Source organism: Pseudomonas sp. Leaf48, from assembly GCF_001421885.1.
Taxonomy (GTDB): Bacteria; Pseudomonadota; Gammaproteobacteria; order Pseudomonadales; family Pseudomonadaceae; genus Aquipseudomonas.
The window spans coordinates 91,603-104,351 of sequence record NZ_LMLH01000009.1; the positions used below are offsets into that span (position 1 = coordinate 91,603).

11 protein-coding genes are annotated in these 12,749 nt (G+C 61.2%); 3 read left to right on the forward strand and 8 right to left on the reverse strand.

The genetic code is table 11. The features are described from left to right. Window positions 1-424: 424 nt before the first annotated feature. Window positions 425-1,360, forward strand: a complete 936-nt coding sequence (locus tag ASE98_RS08770) for a chemotaxis protein CheV (RefSeq protein ID WP_060540979.1) — start codon at window positions 425-427, stop codon at window positions 1,358-1,360. Window positions 1,361-1,666: 306 nt separating this feature from the next. Beyond that, window positions 1,667-2,473 carry an MOSC domain-containing protein gene (locus tag ASE98_RS08775; RefSeq protein WP_060540980.1) on the forward strand — a complete coding sequence of 269 codons (807 nt, stop codon included), beginning with the start codon at window positions 1,667-1,669 and terminating at the stop codon, window positions 2,471-2,473. A gap of 72 nt (window positions 2,474-2,545) precedes the next feature. Here ASE98_RS08775 and ppnP read toward each other — a convergent pair whose 3' ends face one another. The 8 genes from ppnP to ASE98_RS08815 form a co-directional block, all read right to left on the reverse strand. Beyond that, entirely contained in the window at window positions 2,546-2,830 is a 285-nt protein-coding gene (ppnP, locus tag ASE98_RS08780; RefSeq protein WP_007943304.1) for a pyrimidine/purine nucleoside phosphorylase, read from the reverse strand. A 69-nt stretch (window positions 2,831-2,899) separates the two neighbouring features. Continuing rightward, window positions 2,900-3,442 (reverse strand): exonuclease domain-containing protein, encoded by a 543-nt coding sequence (locus ASE98_RS08785; protein ID WP_060540981.1) that lies wholly within the window; start codon window positions 3,440-3,442, stop codon window positions 2,900-2,902. Between the two features lie 70 nt (window positions 3,443-3,512). Then, entirely contained in the window at window positions 3,513-5,474 is a 1,962-nt protein-coding gene (locus ASE98_RS08790; RefSeq protein WP_060540982.1) for an acetyl/propionyl/methylcrotonyl-CoA carboxylase subunit alpha, read from the reverse strand. Between the two features lie 118 nt (window positions 5,475-5,592). Next, window positions 5,593-6,390 (reverse strand): enoyl-CoA hydratase/isomerase family protein, encoded by a 798-nt coding sequence (locus tag ASE98_RS08795; RefSeq protein WP_060540983.1) that lies wholly within the window; start codon window positions 6,388-6,390, stop codon window positions 5,593-5,595. After that, window positions 6,387-7,544 carry a citronellyl-CoA dehydrogenase gene (gene atuD, locus ASE98_RS08800; protein ID WP_060540984.1) on the reverse strand — a complete coding sequence of 386 codons (1,158 nt, stop codon included), beginning with the start codon at window positions 7,542-7,544 and terminating at the stop codon, window positions 6,387-6,389. The genes ASE98_RS08795 and atuD overlap by 4 nt, the downstream gene beginning before the upstream one ends. 25 nt (window positions 7,545-7,569) lie before the next feature. Further along, window positions 7,570-9,186: a geranyl-CoA carboxylase subunit beta gene (gene atuC / locus ASE98_RS08805; RefSeq protein ID WP_060540985.1), complete on the reverse strand. Its 1,617-nt coding sequence runs from the start codon at window positions 9,184-9,186 to the stop codon at window positions 7,570-7,572. Between the two features lie 3 nt (window positions 9,187-9,189). Next, on the reverse strand, window positions 9,190-10,074 hold the full coding sequence (locus ASE98_RS08810; protein WP_060540986.1) for an SDR family oxidoreductase: 885 nt from the start codon (window positions 10,072-10,074) through the stop codon (window positions 9,190-9,192). A gap of 12 nt (window positions 10,075-10,086) precedes the next feature. Next, the gene (locus ASE98_RS08815; protein ID WP_060540987.1) at window positions 10,087-11,889 is read right to left on the reverse strand and encodes an acyclic terpene utilization AtuA family protein; all 1,803 of its coding nucleotides are present in this window, start codon (window positions 11,887-11,889) and stop codon (window positions 10,087-10,089) included. 176 nt (window positions 11,890-12,065) lie between these two features. On the opposite strand from ASE98_RS08815, the gene ASE98_RS08820 reads away from it, so the two are divergent. Next, a complete protein-coding gene (locus ASE98_RS08820) occupies window positions 12,066-12,692 on the forward strand; it encodes a TetR/AcrR family transcriptional regulator (RefSeq protein ID WP_060540988.1) in 627 nt (208 codons plus the stop codon). Window positions 12,693-12,749 lie beyond the last annotated feature (57 nt).

The window sequence follows — 12,749 nt, forward strand, 5'->3', positions numbered from 1 at the left end:
TGTCGTGTGTGTCGAGGAGGACGGTCGGGACCTCGCCGTTGTCAGTCAGACCAGGCAACGAGCTGCCGCCAGCCATGGAGCGGGCAGGGGAACACAAGAGGGTGCTAGGCCAATTAGCTGCGATCGCACACAAAAGCCTGACTCCGTTCATGCAATGAGAATGGCGTCACATTAATGGCAATTGGATATTGCGAATATCAGGTTGTAACTGATTGTGGCTAGGGGAATCCCCTACGCAGCGGAACCTGTCGAGTAATCGGTGGTCGCGCGACGGGGGCAGCCAATGAAATGTGCCGCTAGTAAAGCATGATGTCAAAGTGACATCAGTGCTTGCGCGTGGCATTTTAGAGCGGATCAAGCTTCGGTGATAACAGCCGATAACCATCTTTAGTGAATTCACCCGAACAAGACCAGGAGCCCATTGATGGCTGGCATTCTCGACACGGTAGACCAACGCACGCAACTGGTGGGTGAGAATCGCCTGGAAATTCTCATGTTCAGGCTCGCCGGACGGCAATTATTCGCGATCAACGTCTTTAAAGTGCAGGAAGTCTTGCAGCTGCCGAAGTTGACCCTGATGCCGCAGCGTCACCCTTTCGTTTGCGGTGTGGTCAACCTGCGTGGCCAGACTCTGCCGGTCATCGATTTGTCCCAGGCCATCGGCATGCGTCCATTGGTTCCGGGGCCTGGCAGCACGATTATTGTCACCGAATACAACCGCTCCGTGCAGGCATTCCTGGTCGGGGGCGTGGACCGCATCGTCAATATGAACTGGGAGGCCATCCTGCCGCCACCCACCAGTGCTGGTCGCCAGCATTACCTGACGGCTATCAGCAAGGTCGATGATCAACTGGTGGAAATCATCGATGTGGAAAAAGTCCTCGCCGAAATCGTCCCCTACAATGCCAAGGTATCCCGGGAAAAGCTCGACGACCCGGTGCTGGAACGTGCCCGTGGCCGCGAAGTGCTGCTGGTCGATGACTCGAATGTGGCCTTGTCGCAACTGCGTGACACCCTGGGTCAGCTCGGGGTGAAGATGCATGTCGCCAGTGACGGCTTGAAAGCCTTGAACAGGCTCAAGGCCTGGGCCGACAGCGGGATCGATATGACCGAAAAACTGCTGATGGTGTTCACCGATGCGGAAATGCCGGAAATGGACGGCTATCGTCTGACCACCGAGATCCGCAATGATCCGCGTCTGCGCGGGTTGTACGTGGTGCTGCACACCTCCCTGTCCGGCAGCTTCAACGAATCGATGGTCAAGAAGGTTGGCTGCGACGATTTCCTCTCCAAGTTCCAGCCGGACAAACTCGTCGACGTAGTGCGCCAGCGTCTGATACTCGACGAAGTGCCAGCCTAATAACCCCGCCTTCTACAGGATAATGCTGTTCACTTAAGCTGGAGCGCACACTTGTGGCGAGGGGGCTCGCCCCCGTTCGGCTGCGGAGCAGTCGTAAACCACTACACGCGGTATACCTGATACACCTCGGTGGCAGGTTTTGGGGACGCTTCGCGGCCCAACGGGGGCGAGCCCCCTCGCCACAAGGTGTGTGCCCGCTTAAGTGAACAGCATTAGCCTCCTACAGGGGACTTTGGCGCCATCCAGGCTTTGATTCGCCGCTGAAGCTCGTATAGGGTGACGCTTTTGCCTGACAAGGAGCTGGCCATGCTGCGTCTGAGCGCGCTTTATCGTTATCCGTTGAAATCGGGCAAGGGCGAGACACTGGCACAGATCAGTCTCGACAAACTGGGGCTGGACGGCGATCGACGCTGGATGCTGGTGGACGAGGCCAGCGGACGTTTCCTGACCCAGCGAGCGGTAGCGCAGATGAGCCAGCTGTCGGCATTGTGGAATGCTCAAGGGGGGCTGACCCTTGCGGCGCCCGATCATGCGCCGATCAATGTTGCCTTGCCCGGCAGTGCCGCTCAATTGCGCGGCGTGACGATCTGGCGCGACACCTTGCGGGTCCCCGATGCGGGTGATGAGGCCGCTGCCTGGGTCAGCGAGTTCATCGGCAAACCGACGCGGCTGGTGCAGGTGCCGCTCGATCGTGCGCGCACGACCCAGGCTGGCTACGGCAAGGATGACGATCAGGTGGCATTCGCCGATGGCTTTCCATTGTTGCTGATCGGCCAGGCGTCCCTGGAGGAGCTGTCGCAACGGGTCGGGCGTCCCCTGGAGATGTTGCGTTTCCGTCCCAACCTTGTGATCGAAGGCAGCGAAGCCTACGCCGAAGATGGCTGGAAGCGTATTCGCATCGGCGAGGTCGAGTTCCGGGTGGTCAAGCCCTGCTCGCGCTGCATCCTGACCACGATCGATCCGCAAACCGGGGAACGCAGCGATGATCGCGAGCCTCTGGCAAGCTTGCAGAAGTACCGTTCCCAGGCGGATGGCGCAATGTTCGGCCAGAATCTGGTCAACGACAGCAATGGTCGACTCGAAGTCGGCATGCCGGTCGAGATCCTCGAGTAGTCCCCGGTAGAACGAAAAATGCCCGCGTCCAGGAACGCGGGCATTTTTTTGTCGCGGTGAAAATCCGCAGGTTTAGCCGCGGTATTCGCACAGGTAGGCAGTATCGACGGCAACCTTGAGCTGGAACTTGCTGTTGGCCGGCACGTTGAACTGGCTGCCGGCGGCGAAGGTTTCCCAGCCGTTGCTGTCCGGCAGTTTGACCGTCAGGGCGCCGCTAACGACGTGCATGATTTCCCGCTGGCTGGTGCCGAATTCGTATTCGCCCGGAGCCATGACGCCGATGGTCGCCGGACCTTCTGCGGTGCCAAAGGCGATCGACTTGACGGTGCCGTCGAAGTACTCGTTGACTTTAAACATGGGCGATTCCTCGAAAAGGGCTGAAAAGGGCCGGCCAGTATGCACAAGGCCCTTGGCGCCGTCACCTGTCTAAAGCGGAAGAACCAGCGGCAGCAGGCGTGCGGTATTGCGCGCATCCTCCAGCGCCCGGTGCTGCTGGCCGCTGAACTGCATACCGGCCAGTTGCAGGGCGCCATTGAGCCCCAGCGGCCGTTCCAGTCTTCGGGCCTTGGCGAAGCGTTGCTTGAGGTTCATGTGGGTCACCTGGGTCAGTACGCTGTCCAGTTGCAGCCGCTGCCATTCCAGGAGCAGCTGTTTGCGATCGTAGTCGCCCCAACTGGCCCAGCCTTCAAGGCGTGTGTGATGCTGGCCGAGCCAGCGCTCGAACGCAGGCCAGACCTCGCGCAGAGGTTGTGCGGCATCGATGCTGGCCTGGGTGATGTGGGTCAGCTCGCGGCAAAACGGGGTCAGCAATGGCCGGCGCAGCGGCCGGACAAAGCGCTGGAAGTGATCCAGCTCACGTCCCTTGCGATCGACCAGAGTGGCGCCGATTTCAATGATTTCCATATCTGTGATTGGCCAACCGCCCTCATCGGTGGTGGCCTCCAGATCAATGACCAGCCAGTGAGGCATCGCAGGGTTCCTGGTATCCGCGTCCTATAGGCGTTGAGCGTAGCTAAACCCGGCCGTTGCGCCTAGCGGCTTATTCGACCTCCAGCAGAATCTGACGGTTTTTCACCTGGTCGCCGACCTGGACTTGCAGCCGTTTGAGTACGCCGTCGATACCTGATTTCAGCGGATGCTCCATTTTCATGGCTTCCAGCACAACCAGCAGTTGCCCCTTGGTGACCGGGCTGCCTTCGCGCACGAGCACGTCGACGATCGCTCCGTCCATTGGCGCCTTGAGGGTGCCGGAGCTGACGTTGGCCAGGCTGCTGACCGGTGCCTGAGTGCGATCCACCAGGCGCAGGCTGCCAGGGCGGGTGAACAGCCAGAGTTGCCCGGCGTCCAGACGGTAGTGGTGGCGTTGGCGAATGCCGTCGATCTCCAGGGTCGCCTGGCGTCCATCGTCGTGGATGACCTGCAGGTCGAGCTGACGGCTGGCGGCCTGAATCCGCAACGACCCGCCGGGCTGCGCATGCAATGCCACAGGCCAGACCTGATCTTCAAGACCGATACGGTAGTGCAGCGGTACGCTGGCGTTGTTGCGCCAGCCGGCCAGCGTGGTGTGATGAGTCTGCGCCGAGGCCAGATAAAAAAACGCGGCGGCGATGGCCAACTGTTCGGCGCTTGGTAGAGCCGGGTTGAGGCACTCATGCTCGACGAAATGCTGTGGGATAAAGCCGGTGCTGAATTCGCCACTGGCAAATTGCGGATGTTCCAGCAGGCTCGTGAGTAGACGCTGATTGCTGTGCAAGCCCAGCAATACACTGTCCTGTACTGCCCGCAGCAACTTGCGCCGTGCCTCTTCGCGTGTTGCGCCATGAGCGATGATCTTGCCCAGCATGGGGTCGTAGAAGGGGCTGATGTGCTGGCCTTCGATCAGGCCATGATCGATGCGGATGCCGTCCTGCACTCCCGGTTCCCAAGCCGTGACTTGCCCGGTTTGCGGCAGGAATCCCTGCGCGGGATCTTCGGCATACAGGCGCACTTCCATGGCGTGTCCGTTGAGCTGTACCTGCTCCTGGCGCAACGGCAGGGGATGCCCTTCGGCGACGTGCAGTTGCCAGGCCACCAGGTCCAGTCCGGTAACCAGTTCAGTCACCGGGTGTTCCACCTGCAGCCGGGTGTTCATTTCCAGGAAGTAGAACTGTCCTTGGGCATCGAGCAGAAACTCCACCGTACCGGCACCCACATAACTGACGGCACGTCCGGCCTTGAGCGCGGCTTCGCCCATGGCCTGGCGCAACTCGGCGGTCATGACCGGGCAGGGCGCTTCTTCGATGACTTTCTGGTGGCGGCGCTGGATCGAGCAATCACGCTCGCCGAGGTAGACCAGGTTGCCATGCTGGTCGCCAAACAACTGGACCTCGACATGGCGAGGGTCGATCAAGGCCTGCTCGAGGATCAGCTCGGCGCTGCCAAAACCATTGAGGGCTTCGGAGCGCGCGGTACGAATCTGCTCGAGCAAATCACTTGCCTCGTGCACCAGGCGCATGCCGCGACCACCGCCACCGGCACTGGCTTTGATCATCAGCGGATAGCCGATGCGTTCGGCTTCGCGGGTCAGGGTCGTATCGTCCTGTTCGGCGCCTTGATAGCCTTTGATGCAGGGCACACCGGCGTCGATCATGGCGATTTTCGACAGGCGCTTGCTGCCCATCAATTTGATGGCTGCAGGGCTTGGGCCGATGAAGGTGAGACCGGCATCCTGGCAGGCGAGGGCGAAGCCGGCGTTTTCCGAGAGGAAGCCGTAGCCGGGATGGATCGCATCGGCGCCGGTGCGGCGGGCGGCGTCGATGATCGCCGGGATGTTCAGGTAGGACTGTTGCACCGGGGGCGGGCCGATGTTGACCGCTTCGTCGGCCATCTGTACATGCAGGGCGTCGGCGTCGGCATCGCTGAATACGGCGACTGTGCGGTAGCCCAAGGCCTGGGCGGTGCGCTGGATGCGGCAGGCGATTTCACCGCGGTTGGCGATGAGGATTTTCTTGATCGCGGGCATGGGGTGGCTCTCTAAAATTTGCGATGACTGTTTGGGCCTCATCGCGAGCAGGCTCGCTCCCACATGGGATTTTTGTCGTTCACAAAACCTGTGGGAGCGAGCTTGCTCGCGATGCTTTTTAAGAGGCCCACCCCGGTTTACGTTTCTGCATGAAAGCCATGGTCCCTTCGACACCTTCAGGCCCCGTCACCGCCTCGCTGAACCACTGCGCTGCTTCATCCAGCAGCGCATCGGACGGTTGTCCGGCACTGGCCAGCAACAGCTTCTTGGTCGCCGCATTGGCTTGCGGCGCGCAACACAGGACATGGGCCAACACCTCGTCCAGACGCTCGGCCAAAGCTTGCGGGTCGTGTTCGACAAAATGCACCAGCCCCAGGCGCCGGGCCTGGGTGCCATCGAAACGGGCCGCTGTCAGGGCCAGTCGGCGGGCCTGGGTCAGGCCGATTCGCTGCACCACGAATGGCGCGATCTGCGCCGGCAGCAAACCCAGGCTGGTTTCCGGCATGCCGAACTGCGCCTGATGGTCGGCCAGGGCAATATCGCTGACGCAGGCCAGGCCGAGGCCACCGCCGAGCACTGCGCCTTGCAGCACCGTGATGACCACTTGCGGCGCGTGTTGAACTTCTTGCAGCAGCGCACCGAATACCCGGTTCAAATCGCGATGTGCGTTCGAACCCTGCGCGCGGGCGTTGGCCATGTCCTTGATATCGCCACCGGCACAGAAATGTCCACCGACACCGCCGATCACCAGTGCGCGAACCCCTGGTTTATCGCGTACCGAGGCCACCACCGAGCGCAATTCGGTGACCATCTGCAAGCTCATCGCATTGCGGCATTCCGGGCGGTTGAGGGTGATGTGCAGCACGCCGTTGTGCAGCTCCAGCAGCAAGGTCTGACAAACCGGCAGATTGTTCATTTCTTTTTCCCCGGCAGGATGCCCATGAGTTTGCAGATGATCCCCAGCATGATCTCGTCGGCGCCGCCGCCGATCGACACCAGGCGCACGTCCCGGTAGGCCCGGGCCACCGGGTTGTCCCACATGAAGCCCATGCCGCCCCAATACTGCAGGCAACTGTCGCTGACTTCGCGGCCCAGCCGCCCGGCCTTGAGCTTGGCCATGGACGCCAGGCGCGTAACGTCCTGACCTTTGATGTATTGCTCGGTGGCCTGATAGACCAGCGCGCGCAGGCATTCGATTTCGGTTTGCAGTTCTGCCAGGCGGAAGTGGATCACCTGGTTGTCGATCAGCGCATTGCCGAAGGTCTTGCGTTCCTTGCAATACTCGATGGTGCTGTCGACGCAGTATTCCAGGCCCTTGATCATGTTCGCCGCGCCGAACAGGCGTTCTTCCTGGAACTGCAGCATCTGCATCATGAAGCCTGCGCCTTCATGGCCGATGCGATTGCGCTGCGGCACGCGTACGTTGTCGAAAAACACCTGGGCGGTTTCCGAGCTGCGCATGCCGAGTTTGTCCAAGTGCGAACTCAGGCTGATACCCGGGGTGTTCATGGGCACCATGATCAGCGACTTGTTGATGTGCGGTTTGTCGTCCGAGGTGTTGGCCAGCAGGCAGATGAAATCGGCGCTTGGCGAGTTGGTGATCCACATCTTGCTGCCATTGATCACATAGTCGTCGCCGTCCTTTCGCGCGGTGGTTTTCAGTCCGGCGACGTCGGAACCGGCCCCGACTTCGGAGACGCCGATGCAGCCGACCTGCTCGCCGCTGATGGCCGGTCGCAGAAATTCTTCGCGCAAGTCATCGGAGCCAAAGCGGGCCAGTGCCGGGGTGCACATGTCAGTCTGCACGCCGATGGACATCGGAATACCACCGCAATGAATGGTGCCGAACTCTTCGGCAGCGACGATCGAATAGCTGTAGTCCAGCCCCATGCCGCCGAACTTTTCCGGTTTCGAGATCCCCAGCAGGCCGAGGTCGCCAGCCTTGCGAAAGATCTCATGGATCGGAAAGCGCCCGGCCTTTTCCCATTCTTCGACATGAGGGTTGATCTCGTGCTCGACGAATTGGCGGACGGTGCGACGCAGTGCTTCGTGTTCCTGGGTGAAGATCATTTTTATTGTTCTCCTTTGATCGCCCTCAGAAGCGGGCTACACCAAAACTGTTGGCTTGCAGCGGCCGCACTTGGGCCTCGTGACAGATATCGAGCAAGTAACCGAGCAAGGTCCGGGTATCGCGCGGGTCGATCAAACCGTCGTCCCACAGATTGGCGCTGCCATAGAGCGCCGTGGACTGGCTGTCGAGTTTCTGCGCGGTGACCTGTTCAAGCATGTCGAGCATTTTCGGGTCGGGCACCAGGCCGTCCTTGGCCTGCTTGGCTTCGGTAACGATGCGCAGCACCTTGCCTGCCTGCGCGCCGCCCATGACGGCGGTGCGGCTGTTGGGCCAGGCGAAGATGAAGCGCGGGTCCAGACCGCGGCCGCACATCGCGTAGTTGCCCGCACCGTAGGAGCCGCCGACCACCACAGTCAGTTTCGGCACCCGTGCATTGGCCACGGCCTGAATCATCTTGGCGCCGTGCTTGATCACGCCTTGCTGTTCCGACTCGGTGCCGACCATGAAGCCTGTGGTGTTGTGGAAGAACAGCAGCGGTGTCTTGCTCTGGTCGCACAGCTGGATGAACTGTGCGGCCTTGCTTGCCCCCTTGGGGGTGATCGGGCCGTTGTTGCCGATGAAGCCGCAGGCGCGGCCCTGAATCCGCAGGTGACCGCAAACGGTCTGTTGATCGAACTCGGCCTTGAATTCGAGAAAGTTCGACGCATCGGCGATGCGGGCGATGATTTCGCGTACGTCATAGGGCTTTTTCGGGTCGTCCGGAATCAGCCCCAACAGTTCGTCGATGGGGTACAGCGGTTCCTCCCAGTGCCGTTGCGCCAGGGGCGGCAGCTGTTCGTTCCACGGCAGCAGGCTGACGATCTCGCGCACCTGGCGCACGCCGTCGGCATCGTTTTCGGCCAGGTATTCGGCGGTGCCGGCGGTTTGTGCGTGCATCTCGGCGCCCCCCAGTTCTTCATCGGTGGCAACCTCACCAGTGGCGGCCTTGAGCAGCGGCGGGCCGGCGAGAAACAGCTTGGCCTTGCCACGCACCACCACCACGTAATCCGACAAGCCCGGCTGATAGGCGCCACCCGCCGTGGCCGAGCCGTGTACCACGGTGATCTGCGGCAAGCCCATGGCAGACATGCGCGCCTGATTGGCAAAGCTGCGCGCGCCTTCGACGAAAATCTCCGCCGCGTAATTGAGGTTGGCGCCGCCGCTTTCGGCGAGGGTAATTACTGGCAGGCGGTTTTCCATGGCGATCTGTTGCAGGCGCAGGGATTTTTTCAGGCCACTGGGAGAGATGGTCCCGCCCTTGATCGCGCTGTTGTTGGCCACCACCAGCACGCGCACACCGGACACGTAGCCGATCCCGGCGATCAAGCCACCGCCGGCCGAGCTGCCGTCCTTGTCGTCGTGCAATTTGTAGCCGGCCAGGCTCGCCAGTTCGAGGAACGGCGCGCCGGGGTCCAGCAGCAGGTTGAGGCGTTCTCTCGGCAACAACTGGCCGCGCTTTTCGAATTTCGGCCGGGCTTGCTCCGCTTTGTTCAGCAGGTTCTGCTCCAGCTCGCGGACTTGCTCGATGGCGCTGAGCATTGCCGCGCGATTGCGCGCGAACTGTTCGCTGAAAGGGTCCACTTGCGACTCAATCACCGTCATGGGTTATTCCTTGTCCTGGCGGCCATCGAGCTGCAGCACATCCGGTAAATAGGCACGGTGGAAACCGTTGTACGACTCGCTGTTTTTCGCCTTGTGAATCGGCCAGGCGCGCCCGCCGAGGCTGGCGGCACCATCGATGCGTAACGTACTGCCACTGACAAAGGCCGCCGCCGGGCTGAGCAGGAAAACGATCGCGGCGCTGACTTCCGATTCGGTGCCGATGCGCTTGAGCGGTACATGTTCGCGCAAGGTCGGGATCACCGCCTTGAACGCACCTTCGTAGGTGTCCATGCCGCTGGAAGCGATCCAGCCCGGCGCCACGGCGTTGACCCGAACCCCGGCATAACCCCACTCGAACGCAGCGGTCTTGGTCAGGTTGTCCATGCCCGAGCGTGCGGCACCGGAGTGGCCCATGCCGGGCATGCCGCCCCACATGTCGGCGAGCATGTTGACGATGGCCCCGCCGTGTTTGCTCATGGACTGGTTGAACACTTCCCGGGCCATCAGGAAACCGCCGACCAGATTGGTGCGCATCACGGTTTCGAAGCCCTTTTGATTGATCGAGGCCAGGGGTGACGGATACTGGCCGCCGGCGTTGTTGACCAGGCCATGGATGGGGCCGTGTTTGCCGATCAGTTCGCTGACCAGATGTTTGACCGGCTCTTCCTCGCGAATATCGCAAACGGCCCAATCGGCCTGGCCGCCGTCTTCGGCAATTTCAGCCGCGACGTTCTTCAGCTTGTCGGCGTTGCGCCCGACCAGCAGCACGTGGGCGCCGAGGGCCGCCAGCTCATGGGCGGTGCAGCGTCCGATGCCACTGCCGCCGCCGGTGACGATGATGTTTTGGCCGGCAAACAGATCGGCTTTGAAAATCGAATCGTAGGCCATGGCGGCAGTCCTCTACTTGACTTGGTCGGCGATGCTCTGTGGCACCGGAATCTGGATTTCCAGCAGTTGCTGGGCGAAGGCTTTGCCTTGTGGATCAATCCGCAGGCTGGCGATACCGCCACCGCCGAGGGCGTTCTCCAGGAGGAAATTCAGGCTGTGGCTGGCAGGCAGATACCAGCGTTCCACCCGTCCGTGGACCGGATCGAGGACGTGATTCATCCAGTCGACGATCACCTCCGGGGTCAACGCTTCGGCGATCCACGGCAGGTATTCGGGCTCGCGGGCCATGACACCTATGTTGCTGTGATTGCCCTTGTCGCCGGAGCGCGCGACGGCGAGTTTGACCAGGGCCACGCTGGCGTCGGCCGGCCCCGCGGGCTTTGGCGGTGCGAAGGGTGCGGGCAAGTCGTTGCTGTCGAGCACATCGAGGGTGGGCAGGGCGCACGGATGGCGCTCACCGCTGAGGTCGATTTCCAGCTGGCAGGCGTTCTTGTCGATCAGGAACGAGAACAGCCGGATCAGCGGATATACCGTCGGCCGGCCACCGACAATCCCGGTCAGCCCCGGCGCCATACCAGTGGCCGCTTGGGCAATTTCCCGGGAGAAAAGGATCAGCGCGTGTTTACTGGCATGGCGCACTGCGATCTTGATCACCACTTCGCGGCTGTCCTGGCGCTGGCCGTGGGGGCCGTAGGTGGCTTCGCTGCCCAGCAACTCGATGTTCACCTCGCTGTACGGCGCCCAGCCGCGTTGACTGAGCATTTGCGAGGTCTTGTTGATGATGGCTTCGCTGACCCGGCGTGCCTTGTCGACGGCATCGATACCGGCGATCAGGCAACTGGCCGTGCAGCGAAAACCGTCCGGGCAGGTGGCGCTGACCTTGTATTGGGCGGTAGGTGGCAAGCCTTTGGCACCGTGTACCTGCACCGCGTTCTTGCCCTGTTGCACCAGCCTGACTTGAGTGAAGTCGCACACCACATCGGGCAACAGATAGGCCCGAGGATCGCCAATTTCATAGAGCATCTGCTCACCCACCGTCAGCGGCGTGACCAGGCCGCCTGTGCCTGCGGGCTTGCTGACGATGAACTGACTGTCGGCGCTGACTTCGACGATGGGGAAACCGATGTGTTCGTAGTCCGTAACATCGCGCCAATCGGTGTAGTTGCCACCGGTACACTGGGCGCCGCATTCGATGATATGACCGGCCAGGGCCGCCTGGGCCAATTTGTCGTAGTCGTGCCACGACCAGTTGAACTCATGCACTAGGGCGGCGCTGACCACGGCGCTGTCGACCACACGCCCGGTGATCACAATGTCCGCACCCAGGCGCAGGGCTTCGACGATGCCCGGCGCGCCGAGGTAGGCGTTGGTCGAGACGCACAAGGGTGGCAGCGGTGCGCCGCTGAACATTTCCTCGATACCCAGGCTGCCCAGTCGTTTGAACTGCGGTTGCAGGTCATCACCCAGCAGCACGGCGATTTTCAGTGCTACGCCCGCCTTGTCGCAGGCTGCCTGCAAGGCTGCTGCACAAGCCAGGGGGTTGACGCCGCCGGCGTTGCTGATGACGCGGATTTTTTGTTCTGCGAGCTGTGCCAGCAAGGGCGTGAGGACTTCTATGAAGTCGCCCGCATAGCCAGCCTGGGGATCTTTCATGCGTGCGCCGGCCATGATCGACATGGTGATTTCGGCCAGATAGTCGAACACCAGATAATCCAGATGCCCGCATTCGACCAATTGCGCTGCCGCAGTCGAGGTGTCACCCCAAAAGGCGCTGGCGCAACCGATGCGAACAGTTTTTGGCGCAGTCCGTTCCATAACCACCTCCCACCGAAGTGCATCGACATTACCAAGCAAGCGCTTGGTTTGTAAATGGCTGGGTTTTCTTCTGCCAAGCGCTTGCTTGGTTGCATCGGTCAGCTTAAATTGCCGGCGCAACCCCAGAGTTTCCGGGGATCGGGCGTCAACGATTGATCGACTGTAGGAGATAATGGGTGGACGAGCAAAAAGCCCTGAAGGTCATGCGCCAATTGGTGGACAGCAGCCAACTCACTGACCCGGACAGCGCCCGCGGCAAGCTGTTGCAAGTAGCCGCTCACCTGTTTCGCAACAAAGGCTATGAACGCACCACCGTACGCGACCTGGCCGGTGCGGTGGGCATTCAGTCCGGAAGTATTTTTCATCACTTCAAGAGCAAGGACGAGATCCTGCGCGCGGTGATGGAAGAGACCATTCGCTACAACACCGCGTTGATGCGTGCCGCCATCGCCGAGGCCGGCAATGTGCGCGAGCGCGTGTTGGCGCTGATCCGCTGTGAATTGCAGTCGATCATGGGTGGCAGCGGCGAAGCCATGGCGGTACTGGTCTACGAGTGGCGTTCGCTGTCCGAAGAGGGCCAGGCCAAGGTGCTGGCACTACGAGATATCTATGAAGACATCTGGCTTGAGGTGCTGGGTGAGGCCAAGACCGCCGGTTTCATTCATGGCGATGTGTTTGTCACTCGCCGATTCCTCACCGGTGCGTTGTCCTGGACCATCACCTGGTTTCGCCCTGACGGCAGTATGAGCGTCGATCAATTGGCCCAAGAGGCTTTGATTCTGGTGATGAAGGATCAGCAATAGGCTTGTATTGGCCGGCAGGAAACTGGCTAACTGGGCAAAACCGCCTGGCTTGAATGC

What these genes read in the sequence shown, in the direction of transcription:
- ASE98_RS08770 (WP_060540979.1), top strand. Translation starts at nt 425, where the DNA reads ATGGCTGGCATTCTCGACACGGTAGACCAACGCACGCAACTGGTGGGT.
- ASE98_RS08775 (WP_060540980.1), top strand. Translation starts at nt 1,667, where the DNA reads ATGCTGCGTCTGAGCGCGCTTTATCGTTATCCGTTGAAATCGGGCAAG.
- ppnP (WP_007943304.1), bottom strand. Translation starts at nt 2,830, where the DNA reads ATGTTTAAAGTCAACGAGTACTTCGACGGCACCGTCAAGTCGATCGCC.
- ASE98_RS08785 (WP_060540981.1), bottom strand. Translation starts at nt 3,442, where the DNA reads ATGCCTCACTGGCTGGTCATTGATCTGGAGGCCACCACCGATGAGGGC.
- ASE98_RS08790 (WP_060540982.1), bottom strand. Translation starts at nt 5,474, where the DNA reads ATGCCCGCGATCAAGAAAATCCTCATCGCCAACCGCGGTGAAATCGCC.
- ASE98_RS08795 (WP_060540983.1), bottom strand. Translation starts at nt 6,390, where the DNA reads ATGAACAATCTGCCGGTTTGTCAGACCTTGCTGCTGGAGCTGCACAAC.
- atuD (WP_060540984.1), bottom strand. Translation starts at nt 7,544, where the DNA reads ATGATCTTCACCCAGGAACACGAAGCACTGCGTCGCACCGTCCGCCAA.
- atuC (WP_060540985.1), bottom strand. Translation starts at nt 9,186, where the DNA reads ATGACGGTGATTGAGTCGCAAGTGGACCCTTTCAGCGAACAGTTCGCG.
- ASE98_RS08810 (WP_060540986.1), bottom strand. Translation starts at nt 10,074, where the DNA reads ATGGCCTACGATTCGATTTTCAAAGCCGATCTGTTTGCCGGCCAAAAC.
- ASE98_RS08815 (WP_060540987.1), bottom strand. Translation starts at nt 11,889, where the DNA reads ATGGAACGGACTGCGCCAAAAACTGTTCGCATCGGTTGCGCCAGCGCC.